Origin of the sequence: Oerskovia enterophila (assembly GCF_044748475.1) — a bacterium.
Classification (GTDB): domain Bacteria; phylum Actinomycetota; class Actinomycetes; order Actinomycetales; family Cellulomonadaceae; genus Oerskovia; species Oerskovia enterophila.
On record NZ_JBIVFZ010000003.1, the window covers coordinates 817,178 to 838,598 of the forward strand.

A 21,421-nucleotide genomic window follows, 5' to 3' on the forward strand; every position below is an offset into this window, starting at 1 on the left:
AGGCCCTCGCCCTCACCACACCTCCGCGCCCACGAGCGACGTGGCCCGCGGCTCGACCCCCAGGACCTCGCGCAGCACCGTCAGGTCGTAGGTCCGCTCGACCGCGAGGTGGCTGACCGCGTACCGCGTGAGCCGCGGGGGCTCGGTCCGTCGTGTCCAGCGCGAGAGAGCCTCGGCGCACGCGGCGAGCACCCACCCGGCGCGCGCCGGGATCCCGGCGAGCGTGACGTCGTCGTGCCCTCTGCGGCGCAGGAGCTCGACCAGGACCTCGCCCAGGACCACGGGCTCGGCGTCGGCGACGTTGACGACGAGCGCCCCGCCGCCCGGCAGGTCGGCCGTCGAGGCCGCGAGCGCCGCGTCGACCAGGTTGTCGACGTGCGTGAGCGACTGGGGCGCTGTCCCGTCGCCGACCAGGACGAGCCGTCGCCCTCGGACCGCTGCCTCGATGCGCGGGAGCAGCGTGGTGTCGCCGGGACCGTAGACGGCGTGCGGACGCAGGATCACGACCGGTCCACGACCGGGGGTCCGGGCGTCGGCGACGAGCACACGCTCGGCCGCTGCCTTGGTGCGACCGTAGGCGTTGAGGTACCGGTCGACGGGGGCCTCGTCCTCCTTCCCGCGGAACGTGGGCCTGTACGGGTCGTAGACGCTGCCCGAGGAGACGTGCACGCACCGCGCCGCGGGGAACGTGTCGCGCACGGCACGCGTGCCCTCGACGTTGGTCGTCCAGGCGACGTCGGTCGCGGCCCAGTCGGAGACCGCGGCCCCCGCGTGCACGACCACGTCGAGCGCAGGCGGGTCGGCGAGCGGCCCCGCGGCCAGGTCCCACGTCCGGTGCTCGGCCCCGTCGACGTGCGCGTCGCGTCGCGAGAAGGTCCACACGCGGTGCCCGTCGGCCACCGCGCGGCGGGCGACCGCTCCCCCGACGAATCCCGAGGCCCCCGTGACCCCGATCCGCAGGCTCACGTGGTGCTCGCGCTCGCCCCGGGCGCCGCGCCTGCGAGGTGGTGCGCCGCGGCTCGCGACAGGGCCGCGCGGTCGGGCTTGCGGCTGCGCCCCGCGAGGGGCAGGCGGTCGGCGTGCAGCACGTGGTCCGGCAGCGCGCCGTGGTCGAGCACGCCCGGCAGGGCCGCGCGCACGGTGCGGACGAGCGGGTGGTCGCCCGTCAGGACGGGCCCCTCCCCCTGCCCGACGGCGGCGCTCACCGCGGGCGCGAGGGCTGGCCCCGTCGCGGGGGTCGCCGGTGCCGGGGCTGCCGAGGACGTGCGGGGAACCTGCGCTCCTTCGGCGTCGACGCGACCCGAACCGTCACCGTCCCCGTCAGGTTCGCCGGCTCGGCGAGGGTCCCCCGTGCCGGGCCCGCCCTCGGTGCTCGACGTCACGACGAGCACCACCTTCTCGTCCCCGTCGTCCTGGAGGACCCCCACGAGCGAGGCCTCGCCGACCCCGGGCAGCGCAGCCAGGCGCGGCTCGAAGAGTCCGGGGTAGATGTTCACGGTGCCGCGGATGATCATGTCGCGCGTGCGCCCGACGAGCACGATCCGTCCCCGCTCGTCGAGGTAGGCGAGGTCGCCGGTGCGGTGCTCGGTCACGGGCGGCTGCCCGCCATCGAGGTGCGACAGGTATCCCGTCATGAGCGAGGGACCGCGCAGCACCAGCTCTCCCACGGGAGGGTGCAGAGCCGGGACCGGCGCTCTCCCGGGGGCCGAGCCGTCCTCGTCCGGTTCCACGGCGCTCGTGTCGATGGTCGCCTCGATCCCTGCCAGCGGGAGCCCGACCAGGTCCCCGTCGCCCGCGTGCGCGAGCTTGTCGTCGGCCTCGACGACCGCGACCGGGAGGATCTCGGTCGTGCCGTAGACCCCGATCCACCGCGTGCCCGGGAGGAGGCGGCGCGCGCGGTCGAGCAGGGGGCGCGTCACCGGGGCGCCCCCGACGAGCGCGACCTGCGGGCCACGCGCGGGGGCCCGTCCCGACTCGACCGCGTCGAGCAGGAGCGTGAGGTCGGCGGGCACGAGGTACGTCCCGGCCTCCCCGGCTGCGTGCCGGGCGAACGTCACGACGTCCTGCCCCGGGGTGCCCGGCGGGACGGACCACGTGCCACCCGCGAGGAGAGCCGGGATCCCGAGCAGCATCTGGTCGGTGTGCACGACCCCGCCCGGCTCGAGGGAGAACGCCCCGGCCAGCAGCGCGCACCCGGAACCCAGCGAGCCCACCGAGTGGACCACGGCCTTGGGGTCGGAGGTCGTGCCGGACGTGAAGACCACGAGCGCCTCGGCGTCGAGCGGCAGGTCCGTGACGGGGGGCGCGCCGGCGACGAACCGGCGACGCCCGCCACGGTGGCGCCCCGTCGCGAGCGAGCGCGCGGACAGCGAGTGGCCCGGGACCCCCGGCAGACGCCTGCCCGAGTGGACGTGGCGCAGCGGCAGGCTCGCGTAGTCCGGCAGCAGGAGTCCCCGCGACCGGGCCACGTGCCGCAGCGGACCGCGCGAGATCGCGTAGAGCAGCGCCTCGGTCATGGCCCAGCGAGGGTCGGCCGCGGTCACGCGCGCCCCGAACAGCTCGGGGGTCGAGCCCGGGTCGACGAACACGATGACGCCCCCGAGCCGCACGACCGCGAGCGCCAGGACGATCCCCTCGGGCCGGGGCCGGACCGAGAACAGCACGCGGTCCCCCGAGCGCAGCCCCTCACGGTGCAGGGCGTCGGCCGTGGCCTCGACCCGGCGCAGCAGCTCCCTGTACGTCAGCTCCTCGCGCACGTGGTCGTGCGGGACGCGGTCCGCGCGCACCCGGTGGATGGGACGCGACCACCAGCGCAGCGCCACCGCGTCGCCGAGCCCTCCCCGCGCGTGCGCGCCGATGGTCTCGATCAGGTGCTCCGTCGTCGGGCCGTTCATGCCGTCTCCTCCCCTGTTCCGCGTGCTGCTGGCTGCTCGCCGCCCACCGGGCGCGCCTCGATCTCGAGGCGCCGGTAGGACGGGATGAGGACTCCCCGCGCGACCTCGCGGTCGGTGACCGCGAGCGTGCGACCCGCCGCCGCGAGCGGGCGCAGCGCGTCCAGGACCGCGCCCACCTGGGCCATGGCGAGCGGCATGCCCAGGCAGAAGTGCGGGCCCGCGCCGAACCACAGGTTGCGCAGGACGGGGTCCGCGTCCTGGTCGGGCGCGAACGGCCCACCCGCCCGGCAGCAGGTCACGGTCGCGATCACCACCCGCTCCCCGGCCCGCACGGGCACGGCGCCCACGCGGTGCGCCGAGCGGACCGACCGCAGCATCGCGGGCGTCGGGACCGTGACGCGCAGCGCCTCCTCGACGACCCGTCCGCGCAGCGGGTCGCTCGGCTCGGCCTGCAGCAGGCGGTCCGTCCAGCCCGTGTCGGTCGCGAGCGCGACCAGGCGCGGCGTGAACGACTGGATGGTCTCGGTACCCGTCATGACGAACGCCCCGACGGCTCCGAGCGCCTCGCGCTCGCTCAGGCCCAGGCCGCGCATGCGCCCGGGGACCGTCGAGGGGTCGCCGTCGCGGTACGCCGCGCGGGCGGGCTCGCTCAGCCGGTCGAGGACCTCGCGCGCGTAGCGGACCTGGGTCGGGGTGAGGCGGCGCCGGTGCAGGCGCACGAGACCGACGACGGACTGGGCCGCGACCATCGCGTCGCGCACCGCGGCGTCCGTGGGCGGCAGCCCGGTCATGCGGCAGATCACGGTGCCCGCGAGCGCCCCGACCTCGCTCACCAGGTCCACGGTCTCGCCCGCGAGCAGGCGCGGCGCCAGCGTCCCCAGCGAGGCCCCGGCCTCGGTGGCCGTGAGCTGCGCGACCGAGCGCGGGGTGAAGAGCCCCGAGAGCGCCCGCCGCAGCGTCGCGTGGTCCTCGCCCTCCATGTTGAGCAGGACCGACGGACCCAGCACGGGGGTCCACAGGTCCGAGGGCGCTCCCGGGCCGACCTTGGAGAAGTGCTCGGTGTCGAGCAGCACCTCGCGGGCCGTCGCGGCGTCGTTCACCACGACCCCGAGCCCCGGGACGCGCACGACCGGTCCGCGCCGGGCGAGCGCGCGGAACGCCGGGTAGACGAGCGGGTGCGCGCCGCGCTGGACGCGCTCCTCCCAGCGGTGGGCGGCGCGCGCCGCGGTGTCCTCGGCCACGGCCGGGCGGCCCCTCCGCACCGTCGACGACGCCGTCATCGGATGTCCACGACCTCGGGCTTGTAGCGGTGGTCGGCGTACCAGCCCAGGGTCCGCACGAGCCCCCAGGCGTGCGCACGACGCGTCGAGGCCCGCACCACGACCTCGGGGTGCGGCCCGTAGGCCGACGTGAGGCGCCGCACCTCGTTGACCAGGGCACGGTCCTCGTGGAGGTCCTCGATCGCGGTCCGCGGGAAGCCGCCCGCACGCTCGTAGAGGTCGGCGGTGATCGCCATGTTGCACCCGGGCGCCATGACGTAGGGGCCGAGGTAGGACGGGTCCTGGTTGCCCGGGCGGAACTTCCCGAACGTGCTCGCGAGGCTCACGGCCCCCGAGAGGACGGCCTGGCGGACGCGCGAGACGGGCAGGTCGTCGGTACGCGCCACGATGCGCCCGGCCACGAGGTCGTGCCCGACGGCGAACGCCGCCTTCACGCGGACCGTCCAGTCCGGCGGGGGGACGCAGTCCGCGTCGGTGCGCGCGAGGTGGGTCGCCCCCGCGGCGATCGCCGCGCGCATGCCCGTGTCCGCCGCGGCGCCCGTGCCCTTCTGGTCCTCGGTCACGAGGCGCCAGCGCGGCTCGTCCCAGTCGGCGATGGTCGCCAGGACGAGCTCCGGGGTGCCGTCGGTCGAGCCGTTGTCGACCACGACCAGGTCGAAGTCACGGTCCTCCTGGGCGCGCAGGGCACGCAGGGTCGTGACGATCCCGTGCTCGTGCGCCTCGTCGAGGGCGGGGACGACGACCGCGAGCCGGACCGGGTGCGCCTCGTGGGGCGCACCGCCCGCCCCGGGCGCGTGCGCGCTCACAGCCGGACCGCCATGGCGCCGATGCTGATCCCGCCCGCGAGACCGACCAGGAGCACCACGTCCCCGGGCCCCACGCGGCCGCTCTCGAGCGCGGTCACGAGCTGGAGCGGAAGCGTCGCGGAGGCGACGTTGCCGTGCTCGGCGACCGTGACGATCGTGCGGTCCTCAGGCAGGCCGAGGGCTTCGTGGACGTCGGCCAGGTAGGCGACCGCGACCTGGTGCACGGCCACCAGGGCCACGTCGTCCCACGTGAGGCCCGCGCGCACCAGCGCGTCGAGGATCACGCCGGGGCCCAGCGCGAGGAAGGCGTCGCGCAGACGGGACCCGTCGATCTCGAAGTAGGTGCGGTCGAGGTCACGCGGGAACGCCGTGCCCCCACCGGGGAGCATGCCGACGTCCCAGTGGCTCGACTCGGCGCCGAACGCGCTCGCCAGGATGCCGCGCGGCCTGTCGCCGCACGCACCGCTCCCGTGCGCGGACCCGAGCCGGTCCGCGGCCCCGGCCGCAGGCCCCGACCCCTCGCCGTGCCCCGGGGCGCGCTGGACCAGGACCGCCGCTCCGGCGTCGGACATCGTGTAGCCCGGGGCCGACAGCAGGTAGGTCGCCCGGTCCGGGACGTCCCACCGGACAGCACGCGAGGGCGCCTCGCCGCACGCGACCAGGACCGTCGCGTACCGGCCCGTCGCGACGAGGGCCTCCGCGACCTCGATCGCGTTGAGAACCGAGTTGCACGCGTTCTTGACGTCCATGACCGGGGCCCGGACGCCCAGCTTGGCCGCGACGATGTGGCTCGTGGCGGGCTCGACCATGTCCTGGCTCGCCGAGGCGAAGATCAGCAGGTCGACGTCCGCCACGTCCAGGCCCTGGGCCGCGAGCAGCGTGGCCGACGCGGCGACCGCGAGGTCCGAGGCGTTCCAGTCGTCCGGCAGGACGTGGACCTGCTGCACCCCGGTCAGGCGCGAGACCATCGGCAGGCGCGGCACCGCACCCGGTCGGCTCGACCGGGCGAGCGCACGCTCGGCGTCGGCCACCTGGACCGTGCGCTCGGGCAGGTGGACGCTCACCCCGGCCAGGACGGCAGCCGGAGCCGAGGTGGTGGTCGGTCGGGCACTGAAGGAGCGTACGGAGGGGTCGGCGAGGATCGGCACCCGCGACAGCGTAGCCACGGAACGGTCGTCGTCGGGAGTTTTCCACGGGTGAGAACTCCCCATCCCGCGGGCGGCCCGGATGCGTCAGACTGTCGGGCATGCTTCCCACGACCCGCCACGAGGTGGACCTCCTGCGCCGTGCCCGACCAGGCATGGCCGCCGTGCTGCTCGGCGGTCACCTCGCGCGCCGGCTGCCCGGCCCGCCCCTGCGCAAGGTGCCCGGGCTCGGCTGGGTCACGGCGGACCCGGTCGTCGCCCGCACGGTCCTGGGCGACCACCGCTCGTTCACGATCGTGGGCGAGGGCGGGGTCGGGCACCTGTGGGCGCAGATCCTCGGCGACTGGGTGCTCGACCTCTTCGACGGCCCGGGCCACCACGACCTGCGCTCGCGCTCGCGCGAGCTGTTCACCGAGGGCAGCTCGGCCGAGCTCGTCGACGGGGCGTGGTCGGGGCCGCTCGCCGACGCCCGGACCGCGCTGCGGGAGGGAGCGACGGTCGACGTCGCACGGCTGGCCCGCGTGCTCGTGGGCCGCATGATGATCTCGCTCCTCGGCGTGCCGGCCCCCGTGGACCGCGCGCCGGGCACGGAGGCCTGGCCCACCGACGACGACGCGCTCGCGGTCTTCGAGACGGGCGAACGCCTCGCGACGATCGCCCTGGGCAGCGCGGGCTCGACCCACCTGTCCCCCGGCCAGGTCGTCGCGGCCCGCGAGATCGTGGCCGAGCTCACGCGAGGGGTGCCCGCAGGGTGGCGCGACGCCCCGGGCGACACGCTCCTCGGCCGGTGTCGCGAGCTGGGGCTCGGCCTCGAGGAGACCACGGGGCTCGCGTGCCTGCTCATGGTCGCGGGCACCGAGACCTCGGCCTCCGCGATGGCCCGGACCACCGCTCTGCTCGTCGACACGGGCGAGCAGCACCGGCTCCTGGACCTGATGCGCGCCGACGCCGAGCACGAGGCCGCGGGACAGGTCCGAGGCCCCGGGGAGCCCGACGCGGTCGAGAACGCCGTGCGCGAAGGGCTGCGGGTCACGAGCCCCGCGTCGGTCATCGGTCGGGGCGTCGCGGCCGACGTCGAGGTGGCAGGCCGCCGGCTCGCCGAGGGCGAGCGCATCATGATGCTCGTGTGGAGCGCGAACATCGGTGCCGGCCCGTTCCGCGCCGACCGCCCCTACGTGCGCGAGAGCCGCCAGCTGTGGTTCGGGGCGGGCCGCCACCTGTGCCTGGGCGCGGCCCTGGCCCGCGCGGAGATCGGTGCGCTGCTGCGCACGCTGTGGGGAGACGGCGAGAGCCTGCGGATCGTCTCGCGCAGCGCGCAGCGCGAGGTCCTCATCCCCTCCTACCGGACCTTGGTCGTGGCCCGGGCGTGAGGTCACCGCACCGCGGCGCGCCCGAGCGGGAGGCGGCCTGAGGTCATGCTCCCCCGTTGCGCGTCGGACGACTCTCGCGCCGGACGATCGCTCAGTCGCGCCCGCGCCAGGTGCACAGGCACGCCTCGTTGCCCTCGACGTCCGCGAGGACCCAGAACGCCGGCGCCCGCCGGTCGGAGACGAGGTGCCCGCCCGCGGCGATGGCCGCGGTCACGCGTGCCTCGACCTGGTCGTGCGGGACCGTGACGTCGAGGTGGATGCGGTTGCGCTGGGGGCGCGGCGCATCCATCTGCTGGAACCAGACCGGTGGCCCGTACCCGGCCGCGTCCCCCAGACCCAGCCCCTCGTCCTCCTCGGGCCCGTCGACGTAGCCCAGGACGGCCTTCCAGAACGGGCGCACCGCAGGCCTGTCCAGCGCGTCGATCGCGACCTCGACCTCGATCAGGCCGTCGGTCTCGGCGGGGAGGTCGAGCTCCTTGGCGGCCAACGAGATGCGTCGGGCCAGCGTGAGGTCGCGCTTGCTCAGGCCACCCACGTCGTGCGACGACGTCCGGACGGTCACGGTCGCGTAGCGCAGGTCGACGTCCGGATGGTGGTTCATGCCCTCGGCCAGCTCGCCGATCGCGTCGACCAGCTCGACGCCCGCGGTGAACGAGCCCGTCCGGAACCGGGTCTGCGCCGTGCCGAGCAGCACGCGCCAGTCCTCCACCCCGTCGCTGTCGTGGAACTGTCTGGCGGTGATCTCGTCGCTCATGGCTGCTGCTCCGGTGCGGTGTCGCGCGGACGGGGACCCTGCGGAACGTCGGGGCGAGCCGGGCGTCGCGGGCCCCCGCTGGTCGGACCAGCGACGTCCCGAGGCGAGCGTTCCTCGTCCAACTATCCCGCAGCCCGGGGCGCGTCGCCAGCACGCGCGACCAGCGCACCGAGCGCGTCGCCTACTCGAGGATCGCGCCGCGCGAGGCCGACTGGACGAGCTTGGCGTACTTGGCCAGGACCCCGCGCGTGAACTTCGGGGCGAGCGGCGCCCAGCCTTCCTTGCGGGCCTCGATCTCGGCCTCCTCGACGAGCAGGTCGAGCGTCTTGCGCGCGACGTCGAGCCGGATCCGGTCGCCGTCGCGCACGAACGCGATCGGTCCGCCGTCGACCGCCTCGGGCGCGACGTGGCCCACGCACAGCCCGGTCGTCCCGCCCGAGAACCGTCCGTCCGTCAGGAGCAGCACGGTCTTGCCGAGGCCCGCTCCCTTGATGGCTCCCGTGATCGCGAGCATCTCGCGCATGCCCGGCCCTCCCTTGGGCCCTTCGTAACGGATCACGACGACGTCGCCGTCCGTGATGGTCCCGTCCTCGAGGGCGTCGAGCGCCGCGCGCTCGCGCTCGAACACACGGGCCGTGCCCTCGAACACGTCCGAGTCGAAGCCCGCTGACTTGACCACGGCCCCCTCGGGCGCGAGCGAGCCGCCCAGGATGGTGATGCCGCCCGTGTGGTGGATCGGGTTGTCGAGCGCGCGCAGGATCTTGCCGTCGGGGTCCGGGGGCGCAAGGTCCGCTAGATTCTCACTGACCGTCCGGCCCGTGACCGTGAGCGCGTCGCCGTGGATGAGCCCGGCGTCGAGCAGCGCCTTCATGACGACGGGCACGCCGCCGATGCGGTCGACGTCGTTCATGACGTACCGGCCGAACGGCTTGAGGTCGCCCAGGTGCGGGACCTTGGCGGCGACGCGGTCGAAGTCCTCGAGCGTCAGCTCGACCTCGGCCTCGTGCGCGATCGCCAGCAGGTGCAGGACCGCGTTGGTCGAGCCGCCGAACGCCATGACCACGGCGATCGCGTTCTCGAACGCCTCCTTGGTCATGATGTCGCGCGCCGTGATCCCGCGGCGCAGCAGCTCCACGACGGCCTCGCCCGAGCGGTGCGCGAAGTTGTCGCGGCGGCGGTCCGCCGAGGGCGGCGCGGCCGAGCCGGGCAGCGACATGCCCATGGCCTCGGCGACCGAGGCCATGGTGTTCGCGGTGTACATGCCGCCGCACGCGCCCTCGCCCGGGCAGATGGCCCGCTCGATGCGGTCCAGGTCCCCCTTGCTCATGAGTCCGCGCGAGCACGCGCCCACGGCCTCGAACGCGTCGATGAGCGTGACGTCCTTCTCCGTGCCGTCCTCGAGCTTGACCCAGCCGGGCATGATCGAGCCCGCGTAGAGGAACACGCTCGCGAGGTCGAGGCGCGCGGCGGCCATGAGCATGCCGGGCAGCGACTTGTCGCAGCCCGCGAGCAGCACGGACCCGTCGAGCCGCTCGGCCTGCATGACGGTCTCGACCGAGTCCGCGATGACGTCGCGGGACACGAGCGAGAAGTGCATGCCCTCGTGACCCATCGAGATGCCGTCGGACACCGAGATGGTGCCGAACTGCAACGGGTAGCCCCCTCCCGCGTGCACGCCCTCCTTGGCCCCCTGCGCGAGCCGGTCGAGCGACAGGTTGCACGGGGTGATCTCGTTCCAGGAGCTCGCGATGCCGATCTGGGGCTTGACCCAGTCGTCGTCGCCCATCCCGACGGCGCGGAGCATGCCGCGCGAGGCCGTGGCCTCGATGCCGTCGGTCACGGTCCGGGAGCGGGGCTTGATGTCGATGTCGTCGCTGGCCATACCCGAGTATCTCCTCGCGGGTGAGGTGCGGCCACAGCGCGCGTGGCGCCTCGCGTCGGTGGGCTCCGTGCGGCAGGATGCCGCGATGATCACGACGCATCCCGCCCCACGCCGCCCCGGTCCGTCCCGGAGCGGATCGCTCCTGGCCTCCTGGCGCGGCGCCGCGCTGGCCCCGGCCGTCGCGCTCGTCCTGGTCTCCACGGCCGCGTGCTCGGGCTCGACCGAGCCGCCGACCGCACCGGCGACACCGACCGTGCCGGAGGTGACCGCCGACGTCTCACCGGAGGCGACAGCCGGTACCGCCCCGGCGGCCCCCGAGGCCGCGCCGGAGCCCGACGACGCCGGCGAGTCCCCCGAGGCGAGCTTCCGCGCCTGGCTCGCCGCGAGCCGTGCACCCGCGGTCGAGACCGCCTGCGGGTACATGTCCCCCGCGCTCGTCGACCGGATGGTCGCGGAGATGACGGCGCAGGGGTGGCCCGGCATCACGGACTGCGCGTCGATGATCACGACCACGGCCGAGCTCTTCGCCGCGGTCGGCGACGTCGCGGAGGTCGAGATCGCGGTCCGCGAGGAGCGCCCCGACGCGACCGTGCTGTCCGTCGCCTACACGAGCGGCGACTGCGGGTCGGCCGTCATGGTCCCCGAGGGCGCGAGGTGGATCATCACCGAGCAGTCCGAGGAGCAGTGCTGACGGGTTGCCCCTGACGCGACGACGGGCCTGCCCCCTCCTGGGGGCGGGCCCGTCGTCGTGCGGGCGGGCGGCTCAGCGCCGCTTGAGCAGCGACACGTCGCGCACCGCGCCGCGGTCGGCCGACGTCGCCATCGCGGCGTAGGCCTGCAGCGCGGGCGAGACGTAGCGGTCGCGGTCGACGGGCTGCCAGGGGTTCTCGCGCGCCTCCATCTTGGCGCGACGCTCGGCCAGGACCTCGTCGGGCACGTTGACGCGGATGAGGCGCGTGTCGACGTCGATCTCGATCTCGTCGCCGTCCTCGACCAGGCCGATCACGCCACCGGCCGCGGCCTCGGGCGAGACGTGGCCCACCGAGATGCCGCTCGACCCGCCCGAGAAGCGGCCGTCGGTGATGAGCGCGCAGACCTTGCCCAGGCCACGGCCCTTGATGAAGGACGTGGGGTAGAGCATCTCCTGCATGCCGGGACCGCCCGCGGGGCCCTCGTAGCGCACGACGACCACGTGGCCGGGCTCGACCTGCTTGGTGAGGATCTTCTCGACGGCCTCGTCCTGCGACTCGCAGACGAGCGCCTTGCCGACGAAGTGGAACACGTCCGGGTCGACGCCCGCGGTCTTGAACACCGCGCCGTCCTCGGCGAGGTTGCCGCGGAGCACGGCCAGGCCGCCCTCGACCGTGTACGCGTGCTCGAGGTCGCGGATGCAGCCGTCGGCCGCGTCGGTGTCCAGGCGGTCCCACCGGTTCGACGTCGAGAACGCCTGCGTGGTGCGGACCCCGCCGGGGGCCGCGTGGAACAGCTCGACGGCCTGCTCGGTCGCCTTGCCTCCTCGGACGTCCCAGTCGTCGAGCCACTCGCGCAGCGTCGGGGTGTGCACCGACGTCACGTCGTGGTCCAGGAGCCCGGCGCGGTCGAGCTCGCCCAGGAGCGCAGGGATGCCGCCCGCGCGGTGCACGTCCTCCATGTGGAAGTTCGGGTGGTTCGGCGCGACCTTGGACAGGCACGGGACCTGGCGGCTGATGCGCTCGATGTCGGTCAGGTCGAAGTCGATCTCGCCCTCCTGCGCAGCGGCGAGGATGTGCAGGACCGTGTTGGTCGAGCCGCCCATCGCGACGTCTAGCGTCATGGCGTTGGCGAACGCGGCCTTGGTCGCGATGTTGCGGGGAGCGGCCGAGTCGTCCTCCTCGTCGTAGTACCGGCGCGCGAGGTCGACGATCGTGCGGCCGGCCTCGAGGAACAGCTCACGGCGGGCCGAGTGCGTCGCGAGGGTCGAGCCGTTGCCGGGCAGGGACAGGCCCAGGGCCTCGGTGAGGCAGTTCATCGAGTTCGCGGTGAACATGCCCGAGCACGAGCCGCACGTGGGGCACGCGGCCTCCTCGACCTGTGCGAGGGCCTCGTCGCTGACGTTGTCGTCCGCGGCGTAGTTGATCGCGTTGACGAGGTTCAGGCGCGTCGAGGCCACACCGTCGGCGACGACGACCTTGCCCGCCTCCATGGGGCCGCCCGACACGAAGATGACCGGGATGTTGAGGCGCAGCGCGGCGTTGAGCATGCCGGGCGTGATCTTGTCGCAGTTGGAGATGCACACGATGGCGTCGGCGCAGTGCGCGTTGACCATGTACTCGACCGAGTCCGCGATGAGGTCGCGGCTGGGCAGCGAGTAGAGCATGCCCGCGTGCCCCATCGCGATGCCGTCGTCGACCGCGATGGTGTTGAACTCCTTGGAGACGCCGCCGGCCTCGCGGATCGCGGACGCGACCAGGTCGCCCATGTCCTTGAGGTGGACGTGGCCCGGTACGAACTGCGTGTACGAGTTCGCGATCGCGATGATCGGCTTGCCGAAGTCCTCGGAGCCCATGCCGGTGGCGCGCCAGAGCGCGCGGGCTCCGGACATGTTGCGGCCGTGGGTGGACGTCCGGGAGCGCAGGGGGCGACTCATGGCGGTTCAGCTCCTTCACGTGGTGCTGCGGCCTGGGAGGTGACCGCTCGGACACACTACGCCCGCCCTGGACCCCGCAGGTCGGGGCGTCCGGCTCGTGGTCCACGCCGGGGGCAGCGCTCCCACCGGCGGCCCGGATGTGCGATCCCCCTACGTAGCACCACCGATACGGGAAAACCCGTCAATCTGCCCAAAAGGTTGCAGGGAACTTCACCCGGGTGGTTAGTTGACAGGGCTGCTCGGGCCCCACCGCCACTGGCCTGCAGAGGCCGATCCCCTCGACCACGAGGGGACCGCGGTCCCCGCCGGCAGCACCTCGTCCCGCACCCCGGCGCCCCGCGCCTTCCGACGGACGACCCATCGACCAGGGAGACCAGCCCCATGAGCCAGGCCACCGCTGCACCGACCCGGAACCCCCGCTCCACACCCGCCCCGACCGACTCGTCGGCCGACCCGGGCACGACCCCGAGCCCCGTCGTCACGCTCGCAGCGGCCCGCCGCGCGCTGGCCGTCCTGCGCGTCGCGATCTCGCTCGTGTTCCTGTGGCCCGTGCTCGACAAGACCTTCGGCCTGGGCTACGCGACCCCCACCGAGCGAGCGTGGCTCAACGGCGGCTCCCCGACCCAGGGCTACCTGTCCTCGCTCTCGGGACCGTTCGCCGACACGTTCAGCGCCCTGGCGGGCCCCGCGACCGACTGGCTCTTCATGCTCGGCATGGGCGCGACGGGCCTCGCGCTCCTGCTGGGCGTCGGGACGCGCGTCGCCGCGGTCTCGGGCACGCTCCTCATGGCGCTGCTGTGGGCCACGACGTGGCCCGTGGCCGCGGGCTCCACCAACCCGGTCGTCGAGGACCACGTCGTGACCGCGCTCGTCGTGATCGTCGTGGCGCTGACCCGGGCGGGCAGCACGTGGGGGCTGGGCGGGGTCGCCGAACGCGTGGGCGTGCCGGCCTGGATGCGCTGAGGCGACCTGTCGCCCGTCAGGCCCGACGGCGTCACGCGCCCGGGTGCAGCGACGCACCCGGGCGCGTGGCGCCGTCGGGCGTGCGGCTCGGTCCGTACCGCCGGGGCGTCCCCGCAGCGTGGCACCGCCGGCTACCGTCCACCGCTAGTGCGCGGGCGACGCCGCCTCCTGCGCGTCCGCGTGGCGGATGTGGCGCGTGACCCACGGGGCGAGCGCGAACAGGACCAGCGCGAACGCCATGGTGATCGCGCCGACGATCCCGAAGTAGGCGGTGTCCGACGCACCCTGCGTGACCTGGACGATCTGGGCCGTGATGGCCTGCCCAGCCGCGGGGGCCAGGAACCAGAGCGCCATGGCCTGGCTGCGGAACGCCTTGGGCGCGAGCAGCGTCGTCGCCGCCAGCCCCACCGGGGACAGGCACAGCTCGCCGAGCGTCTGGATGACGTACACCGAGACCAGGACCCAGGCAGGGGCCTTCTCGTCCGCGAAGATCGCCGACGCGGCCGAGAGCCACACGAACGAGAGGGCCGCGAGCGTCAGTCCCATCGCGAACTTCACGGCCGTCGGCGGGCGGTCCTTGGTCTTGACCCAGATCCACGCGAACACCGGCGCCAGGACCACGATCGAGAACGGGTTCACGGACTGGAAGAATGCGGGCTCGATCGCGATGCCGAAGAACGAGAGCTCGGTGCGGTTCTTCGCGAAGCTCGACAGCGTCGTGGCCGCCTGCTCGAAGATCATGAAGAACAGCATGGCCGCGACGAAGAGCGGGATGTACGCCGTGAGCCGCGAGCGCTCGGGGGCCGTGACCTTGGGCGAGCGGAACATCACCAGGAAGTAGGCGATGGGCGCCGCGAACGCGACGTAGGACAGCGTGTCGATGAACGTCGAGATGCCGAACGCCCCCGACACCGCCCAGGCGATGAGCGTCGCGACGACGAGCCCCGCGAGGATGAAGAGGCCGATCCGGACGAGCTTCGGGTACTCCTCGCGCGTGAGCGGGTTGGGCACCGAGTCCCCCGCACCGCCCAGGTACTTGCGCCCCGCGACGAAGAACACGAGTGCGATCGCCATGCCGACCGCCGCGACCGCGAAGCCCGCGTGGTACCCCCACTGCCGGTTGACGAACCCGACGATGATCGGCGAGAGGAGCGAGCCCAGGTTGATGCCCATGTAGAAGATCGAGAACGCCGAGTCGCGACGCGGGTCGTCGCGCGAGTACAGCTCGCCCACCATCGAGGACACGTTGGGCTTGAGCAGGCCCGTGCCGAGCGCCACGAGCGCGATCCCGAACATCGAGAACCCTGCGCCCGGGATCGTCAGCGAGACGTGCCCCGCCGCGATGACGATGCCCCCGTACAGGACCGAGCGCCGCGAGCCGATCACCCGGTCCGCGAGCCAGCCTCCGACGACCGACAGCAGGTACACACCCGTGCCGTAGATCGAGACCAGCGCGAGCCCCGTGACCTCGTCGAGGGCCAGCCCGCCGTCGGCGATCGAGTCCGTCAGGTAGAAGAGCAGGATCGCGCGCATCCCGTAGTAGCTGAACCGTTCCCACAGCTCGGTGGTGAACAGCGTCATGAGCCCGATCGGGTGACCGAAGAACGCGTGGTCGCGCGGGACCCGTCCGGCGGCAGGGGCCGCCTCGGCCTCGAGCCGGGGGTCCGGGAGGTCGGGCTGGACGGGCCGCTCGTCGTTGCCGCTCATGGATCGATGCTGCCACCGGCCCGTGGCCGTGGCGACTGGTGGCGGCCCGTGTGCACGCAGCGAGCGACCCCGGCTAGCGTGGGCGGATGCCGTCCCCCGCACCGACCGTCCTGTGGTTCCGTCGCGACCTGCGGCTGGCCGACAACCCGGCCCTGGGCCAGGCCGTGGGCGAGGCGCGCGCGGCGGGGAGCGACGTCGTCGGGCTCTACGTCCTGGACCCCGCGCTCTGGGCGTCGGCCGGACCCGTGCGCCAGGCCCACCTCGCCCGCAGCCTGCGCGAGCTCGACGCCTCGACCGGAGGACGGCTCGTGGTGCGCCACGGCGACCCGCGGGAGGTCGTGCCCGCGCTCTGCGCCGAGGTCGGCGCGCGCTCGGTCCACGTCGCCGCGAGCTACGAGCCCTACGGGCGTCGCCGGGACGACGCGGTCGAGGCGCTCCTCGCGGAGCGCGACGTGAGCCTGCGCCGCACGGGCTCGCCCTATGCGGTCGCGCCGGGGCGCGTCCGGACGCGCGGCGGGACGCCCTTCCAGGTCTTCACGCCGTTCCGGTCGGCGTGGCTCGAGCACGGCTGGCGGGCCCCCGCTCCCCTGCCCGACGACGTCGCGTGGGCAACGCTCGCCTCGGACGGTCTCCCGGACGCGCCCGAGGCGGGGGCGCGGCTGCCCGCTGCGGGCGAGGCCGCGGCCCTCGACCGCTGGCACGCGTTCCTGGCCGACGGCCTCGCCGACTACCCGACCGATCGTGACCGGCCCGACCTCACCGGGACCTCGTACCTCTCGCCCGCGCTCAAGTGGGGCGAGATCCACCCCCGGACGCTGCTCGCGGACCTCGCGTCGGCGGTGCGCTCGGGGTCGGTGCCCGAGGACTCCGCCGCGACCTACCGCTCGGAGCTCGCGTGGCGCGAGTTCCACGCGGACGTGCTGTTCCACCACCCCGGGGCGGTGCAGCGGTCGCTGCGCACCGTGGTCCCCGAGGACGCGTGGGCCACGGGCGCCACGGAGGACGCGCTGCTCGCCGCGTGGTGCGAGGGCCGCACGGGCTACCCGATGGTCGACGCCGGGATGCGCCAGCTCCTCGGCACGGGGTGGATGCACAACCGCGTCCGGATGCTCGTCGCGTCGTTCCTCGTCAAGGACCTGCACGTGCGCTGGCAGCGCGGGGCCGAGCACTTCATGGCGCACCTCGTCGACGGCGACGTGTCGCAGAACCAGCTCAACTGGCAGTGGGTCGCGGGGACCGGGCGCGATGCCGCGCCCTACTTCCGGATCTTCAACCCGGTCACGCAGGGCCTGACGTTCGACCCCGACGGCGCCTACGTGCGCGAGTGGGTGCCCGAGCTGCGCGGCATCACCGGCAAGGCCGTGCACGAGCCGTGGAAGGTGGCCGGCGCCGCTCCCGGGTATCCCGAGCGGGTCGTGGACCACGCGGTCGAGCGCAAGGTGTCGCTCGCGGACTTCGAGCGGGGCCGGCAGTGATGCCCGGAGACGTCAGGACGAGCACGACCCGGAGGTCGCGCTCGTCCTGACGGCCCGTGCCCGGGCGGGTGCTGGTGCTGCTGGTGCTCAGAGCCCGGCGCGGAACTCGTCCTCGAGGATGCTCATGACGATCGCGTCGGCCCAGCCGTCGCCGTCCCGGAACGCGTCCCGGAGCCGGCCCTCCTCGCGGAAGCCCAGCGACTCGTAGAGCATGCGAGCCCGAGGGTTGATGCTGAGCACGTCGAGGCTCACGCGGTGCAGGTGCGGCCCCTCGGGGTGGTCGAACGCGAAGCGCAGGACCTCGAAGATCGCCTCGCGCCCGTACCCGCGTCCCCGGTAGTTGAGGAGCAGGGCAAGGCGGAGGTTGGCCGAGAGCGCGTGCTCGTCGATGTCGTTGAGCACGATCTCGCCGAACATCTCGTCGCTCACGAGCTGGCCGTCCCGCTTGGCCGGCGAGGTGACGGCCCAGTCGTAGCGACCGTCCCGGTCGCTGACCGTGGCCGCCCACTGCTCGATCTGCTCGCGCGTGAACTCGGCCGTGGTCCCCGTGAGCCGGTTCGACTCCGGGTCCTGCACGGACTCCCACATGCGCTCGGCGTCGCGCGCCTCGATGGGTCGCAGGCGCATCATCTCGCCGTAGAGCTCCGGTCCGCGTGTCACGCGACCACCTCCGTGGTGCCTCGGGGCACGGATCAACCGATCCGCTCGATGACCAGCTCGCGGACGCGCCCGGCGTCGGCCTGGCCCTTGGTGGCCTTCATGACCGCTCCGATGATCGCACCGATGGGACCCATGTTGCCCGAGCGAACCTTCTCGACGATGTCGGGCTGGGCCGCGAGGGCTGCGTCGATCGCCTCGAGGAGCGCGCCGTCGTCGGAGACGACCTCGAGCCCGCGGGCGACGACCACGGCCTCCGGGTCGCCCTCTCCCGCGAGGACACCCTCGAGGACCTGGCGGGCCAGCTTGTCGTTGATGCGGCCCGAGTCGACGAGCGCCTGGAGCTGGGCGATCTGCGCGGGCGTGACCGCGATCTCGGCGAGCTCGGTCTCGCTCGTCTTGGCGTAGCGGGCGAGCTCGCCCATCCACCACTTGCGTGCGGCCGCGGGGCTCGTACCGGCCGCGACGGTCGCCTCGATGAGGTCGAGCGCACCGGCGTTGACCACGTCGCGCATCTCGGCGTCGGCGTAGCCCCACTCGCCCTGCAGGCGGTTGCGGCGAGCGACCGGGAGCTCGGGCAGCGTGGCGCGGATCTGTTCGACCCAGTCACGGCTCGGCGCGACGGGCACCAGGTCCGGCTCCGGGAAGTAGCGGTAGTCCTCGGCGTCGGACTTCACGCGACCGGCCGTCGTGATCGAGGTGTCCTCGTGCCAGTGGCGCGTCTCCTGGATGACCGTGCCGCCCTCGTCGAGGACGGCGGCCTGGCGCGAGACCTCGTAGCGGACCGCGCGCTCGATCGAGCGGAACGAGTTCACGTTCTTGGTCTCGGTGCGCGTGCCGAGAGGCGACTCGGGGGTCGCGCGCAGGGACAGGTTCACGTCGGCACGGACGTTGCCGCGCTCCATGCGCGCCTCCGAGACGTCGAGCGCACGGAAGATGTCGCGCAGCGTCTGGACGTACGCGCGGGCGACCTCCGGGGCGCGCACGCCCGCGCCCGTGATGGGGCGCGTGACGATCTCCACGAGCGGGATGCCCGCACGGTTGTAGTCGACGAGCGAGTACTCGGCACCGTGGATACGACCCGTCGCACCACCCACGTGGGTGTTCTTGCCGGCGTCCTCCTCCATGTGCGCGCGCTCGATGTCGACGCGGAAGATCGTGCCGTCCTCGAGCTCGACGTCGAGGTAGCCGTCGAACGCGATGGGCTCGTCGTACTGCGACGTCTGGAAGTTCTTGGGCACGTCCGGGTAGAAGTAGTTCTTCCGGGCGAAGCGGCAGGACTCGGCGATCTGGCAGTTGAGCGCGAGCCCGATCTTGATCGCGTACTCGACGGCCTTGCCGTTGACCACGGGCAGCGCACCGGGCAGGCCGAGGCTCACCGGGGTCACCTGCGTGTTGGGCTCGCCACCGAACTCGACCTCGGCCGCGCAGAACATCTTGGTCCTGGTGCCGAGCTCGACGTGCACCTCGATGCCGATGACCGGGTCGTAGCGGCGGACGGCCTCGTCGTAGTCGACCAGGTCCACGGTTGCGTGTGCGCTCATCGCGCGACCTCCAGCTCCGGGGCCTTGGCCAGCAGCGGCCCGCCCCACGTGTTCTCCAGGGCGGCCTCGAGAGCGGCGCCCACGCGGTACAGACGGTCGTCGGCCTTGGCCGGCGCGAGGATCTGGAAGCCGACGGGCAGCCCGTCGTCCGAGAGACCGTTCGGCAGCGACATGCCCGGGACGCCCGCAAGGTTGGCGGGGATCGTCGCGACGTCGTTGAGGTACATCGCGAGCGGGTCGTCGAGCTTCTCGCCGAACTTGAACGCCGTGGTGGGGGCCGTCGGGGAGACCAGGACGTCCGCCTGGGCGAACGCCGCGTCGAAGTCGCGCTGGATGAGCGTGCGGACCTTCTGCGCGCTGCCGTAGTAGGCGTCGTAGTAGCCCGCCGACAGTGCGTACGTGCCGAGGATGATGCGGCGCTTGACCTCGTCGCCGAAGCCCTGGCCGCGGGTCGCGGACATGACGCGCTCGGCCGTGATGGGGCCGTCCTCGGGCTCGACGCGCAGGCCGAAGCGCATGCCGTCGAACTTGGCGAGGTTGCTGGACGCCTCGCTCGGCATGATCAGGTAGTAGGCGCCGAGCGCGTACTTGAAGTGCGGGCACGAGACCTCGATGATCTCTGCGCCGAGCGACCGCAGCAGGTCGAGCGACTCGGCGAAGCGAGCGCTCACGCCCTCCTGGTAGCCCTCGCCGGAGAGCTCGGAGACGACGCCGACCCGCAGGCCGCGCAGGTCACCGATCGCGCCCTGGCGGGCCGCGTCGACGAGCAGCGGGAGGTCCTCGTTGATCGAGGTCGAGTCGCGGGGGTCGTGTCCGCCGATGAGCTCGTGCAGGAGCGCCGAGTCGAGGACGGTTCGTGTGACGGGGCCCGCCTGGTCGAGCGAGGACGCCATGGCGATGAGGCCGTAGCGGGACACGCCACCGTAGGTGGGCTTGACGCCGACCGTGCCGGTCACGGCGCCCGGCTGACGGATCGAGCCGCCGGTGTCCGTGCCGATCGCGAGCGGGGCCTCGTAGGCGGCGACGGCCGCCGCCGAGCCACCGCCCGAGCCGCCGGGGATGCGGTCGAGGTCCCACGGGTTGTGGGTGTTGCCGTACGCCGAGTGCTCCGTGGAGGAGCCCATCGCGAACTCGTCCATGTTGGTCTTGCCGAGGATCGGCAGGCCCGCGGCGCGGATGCGCTCGACGAGCGTCGCGTCGTACGGAGGGATCCAGTCCTTGAGGATCTTGGAGCCGGCCGTCGTCGGGAGACCCTTGGTCACCACGACGTCCTTGACCGCGATCGGCACGCCCGCGAGGGGGTGCAGGTCCTCACCCGCGGCGCGGCGCGAGTCGATGTCGCGAGCCGTCGCGAGGGCGTCCTCGGTGCTCACGTGCAGGAACGCGTGGACCGCCGTGTCGACGTCACCGATGCGGTCGAGGTGCGCCTGCGTCGCCTCGACGCTGCTCACCTCGCCAGAGACCAGGTGCGCGGCGAGGTCCGCGGCACTCAGCCGCGTCAGGTCGTTCGTCATCATTCCTCCCCGAGGATCTGCGGGACGCTGAAGCGTCCGTCTTCGCTGGCCGGTGCTGCGGCGAGGACGTCCTCGACGGGCAGGGGCGGCACGGGGACGTCGTCTCGAAACACGTTGGTCAGCGGGAGCGGGTGGCTCGTGGCGGGGACGTCAGGAGTGGCGACCTCGCTCACCTGGGCGATCGCATCGACGATGACGTCGAGCTCGCCGGCGAGGCGGTCTAGCTCCTCGGGCCGGAGGTCGATGCGGGCCAGCACGGCGACGCGCGCGACCTCATCACGGGAGATGGTGGACATGGTCGCCAGTCTAGTGCCCGGCGACCGCGCCTACGGGGGCGTCCGGACCGGCGTGGGTGAGATGACGCACCGCGCCCCACCGCCGCGCCTCACCGCGCGCACCCACTCTCTCGGGGAGTTGTCAGAAGGTGAGCGGGGTATGGCCCGGTGTGGTTCTGACACCTGGATCGGGGAGGCGGTGTTGTCAGAAGGTGAGCGGGGCATGGCCCGGTGTGGTTCTGACACGTGGTCGGGGTGGTGGTGTTGTCAGAAGGTGAGCGGGGCATGGCCCGGTGTGGTTCTGACACGTGGTCGGGGTGGTGGTGTTGTCAGAAGGTGGGCGGGGTATGGCCCGGTGTAGTTCTGACGACGGGGTTCTGGGTACAGAAGTGCCCCGGGCACAGGTGTGCTCGGGGCTGGGTGTTTGGGGGTATGCCAAAGGCCCACCCCGTGTGGGGTGGGCCTTTGGTGAATGGTTGTCCGGCGGCGACCTACTCTCCCACCCCGTCTCCAGGGCAGTACCATCGGC

General features: G+C 73.4%; 17 protein-coding genes. 4 read left to right on the plus strand and 13 right to left on the minus strand.

Annotation, left to right across the window (positions count from 1 at the left end; translation table 11 throughout):
- Window positions 1-12: 12 nt before the first annotated feature.
- Genes ACIPWA_RS12970 through ACIPWA_RS12990 form a run of 5 tightly spaced genes read right to left on the minus strand, consistent with a single transcriptional unit; the run spans window position 13 to window position 6,128 of the window.
- Window positions 13-966 (minus strand): NAD-dependent epimerase/dehydratase family protein, encoded by a 954-nt coding sequence (locus ACIPWA_RS12970; protein ID WP_400290690.1) that lies wholly within the window; start codon window positions 964-966, stop codon window positions 13-15.
- Window positions 963-2,894 (minus strand): class I adenylate-forming enzyme family protein, encoded by a 1,932-nt coding sequence (locus ACIPWA_RS12975; protein WP_400290692.1) that lies wholly within the window; start codon window positions 2,892-2,894, stop codon window positions 963-965. The genes ACIPWA_RS12970 and ACIPWA_RS12975 overlap by 4 nt, the downstream gene beginning before the upstream one ends.
- The gene (locus ACIPWA_RS12980; protein WP_400290694.1) at window positions 2,891-4,135 is read right to left on the minus strand and encodes a cytochrome P450; all 1,245 of its coding nucleotides are present in this window, start codon (window positions 4,133-4,135) and stop codon (window positions 2,891-2,893) included. The genes ACIPWA_RS12975 and ACIPWA_RS12980 overlap by 4 nt, the downstream gene beginning before the upstream one ends.
- 35 nt (window positions 4,136-4,170) lie before the next feature.
- A complete protein-coding gene (locus ACIPWA_RS12985; RefSeq protein WP_400290696.1) occupies window positions 4,171-4,980 on the minus strand; it encodes a glycosyltransferase family 2 protein in 810 nt (269 codons plus the stop codon).
- On the minus strand, window positions 4,977-6,128 hold the full coding sequence (locus tag ACIPWA_RS12990) for a 3-oxoacyl-ACP synthase III family protein (protein ID WP_400290698.1): 1,152 nt from the start codon (window positions 6,126-6,128) through the stop codon (window positions 4,977-4,979). The genes ACIPWA_RS12985 and ACIPWA_RS12990 overlap by 4 nt, the downstream gene beginning before the upstream one ends.
- 98 nt (window positions 6,129-6,226) lie before the next feature.
- Between ACIPWA_RS12990 and ACIPWA_RS12995 the strand changes: the two genes are divergently transcribed.
- Window positions 6,227-7,495, plus strand: a complete 1,269-nt coding sequence (locus ACIPWA_RS12995; protein ID WP_068627075.1) for a cytochrome P450 — start codon at window positions 6,227-6,229, stop codon at window positions 7,493-7,495.
- A 91-nt stretch (window positions 7,496-7,586) separates the two neighbouring features.
- On the opposite strand, the gene ACIPWA_RS13000 is transcribed toward ACIPWA_RS12995, so the two are convergent.
- A complete protein-coding gene (locus ACIPWA_RS13000; protein WP_056765385.1) occupies window positions 7,587-8,249 on the minus strand; it encodes a VOC family protein in 663 nt (220 codons plus the stop codon).
- Window positions 8,250-8,430: 181 nt separating this feature from the next.
- The gene (ilvD, locus tag ACIPWA_RS13005; protein ID WP_400290701.1) at window positions 8,431-10,131 is read right to left on the minus strand and encodes a dihydroxy-acid dehydratase; all 1,701 of its coding nucleotides are present in this window, start codon (window positions 10,129-10,131) and stop codon (window positions 8,431-8,433) included.
- A gap of 85 nt (window positions 10,132-10,216) precedes the next feature.
- Here ilvD (ACIPWA_RS13005) and ACIPWA_RS13010 point away from each other — a divergent pair, with 85 nt between their 5' ends.
- Window positions 10,217-10,822 (plus strand): hypothetical protein, encoded by a 606-nt coding sequence (locus ACIPWA_RS13010; RefSeq protein ID WP_400290703.1) that lies wholly within the window; start codon window positions 10,217-10,219, stop codon window positions 10,820-10,822.
- Window positions 10,823-10,894: 72 nt separating this feature from the next.
- On the opposite strand, the gene ilvD (ACIPWA_RS13015) is transcribed toward ACIPWA_RS13010, so the two are convergent.
- On the minus strand, window positions 10,895-12,757 hold the full coding sequence (ilvD, locus tag ACIPWA_RS13015; protein WP_068627069.1) for a dihydroxy-acid dehydratase: 1,863 nt from the start codon (window positions 12,755-12,757) through the stop codon (window positions 10,895-10,897).
- Window positions 12,758-13,138: 381 nt separating this feature from the next.
- Here ilvD (ACIPWA_RS13015) and ACIPWA_RS13020 point away from each other — a divergent pair, with 381 nt between their 5' ends.
- A complete protein-coding gene (locus ACIPWA_RS13020; protein ID WP_400290705.1) occupies window positions 13,139-13,720 on the plus strand; it encodes a DoxX family protein in 582 nt (193 codons plus the stop codon).
- Window positions 13,721-13,864: 144 nt separating this feature from the next.
- Here the strand turns inward: ACIPWA_RS13020 and ACIPWA_RS13025 are convergent, their stop codons facing one another.
- Complete coding sequence (locus tag ACIPWA_RS13025; RefSeq protein WP_082609150.1) at window positions 13,865-15,427, minus strand: peptide MFS transporter; 1,563 nt, start codon at window positions 15,425-15,427, stop codon at window positions 13,865-13,867.
- A gap of 86 nt (window positions 15,428-15,513) precedes the next feature.
- Between ACIPWA_RS13025 and ACIPWA_RS13030 the strand changes: the two genes are divergently transcribed.
- Window positions 15,514-16,902 carry a cryptochrome/photolyase family protein gene (locus ACIPWA_RS13030; protein ID WP_400290708.1) on the plus strand — a complete coding sequence of 463 codons (1,389 nt, stop codon included), beginning with the start codon at window positions 15,514-15,516 and terminating at the stop codon, window positions 16,900-16,902.
- 87 nt (window positions 16,903-16,989) lie between these two features.
- On the opposite strand, the gene ACIPWA_RS13035 is transcribed toward ACIPWA_RS13030, so the two are convergent.
- Genes ACIPWA_RS13035 through gatC form a run of 4 tightly spaced genes read right to left on the minus strand, consistent with a single transcriptional unit; the run spans window position 16,990 to window position 20,913 of the window.
- Window positions 16,990-17,562, minus strand: coding sequence for a GNAT family N-acetyltransferase (locus tag ACIPWA_RS13035; RefSeq protein WP_400290710.1), 573 nt, complete (start codon window positions 17,560-17,562; stop codon window positions 16,990-16,992).
- A gap of 32 nt (window positions 17,563-17,594) precedes the next feature.
- Complete coding sequence (gene gatB, locus ACIPWA_RS13040) at window positions 17,595-19,103, minus strand: Asp-tRNA(Asn)/Glu-tRNA(Gln) amidotransferase subunit GatB (protein WP_400290712.1); 1,509 nt, start codon at window positions 19,101-19,103, stop codon at window positions 17,595-17,597.
- The gene (gene gatA / locus ACIPWA_RS13045; RefSeq protein WP_068627060.1) at window positions 19,100-20,617 is read right to left on the minus strand and encodes an Asp-tRNA(Asn)/Glu-tRNA(Gln) amidotransferase subunit GatA; all 1,518 of its coding nucleotides are present in this window, start codon (window positions 20,615-20,617) and stop codon (window positions 19,100-19,102) included. Before gatA ends, gatB begins: the two co-directional genes overlap by 4 nt.
- The gene (gene gatC, locus ACIPWA_RS13050; protein ID WP_030152198.1) at window positions 20,617-20,913 is read right to left on the minus strand and encodes an Asp-tRNA(Asn)/Glu-tRNA(Gln) amidotransferase subunit GatC; all 297 of its coding nucleotides are present in this window, start codon (window positions 20,911-20,913) and stop codon (window positions 20,617-20,619) included. Before gatC ends, gatA begins: the two co-directional genes overlap by 1 nt.
- Window positions 20,914-21,421: the final 508 nt, after the last annotated feature.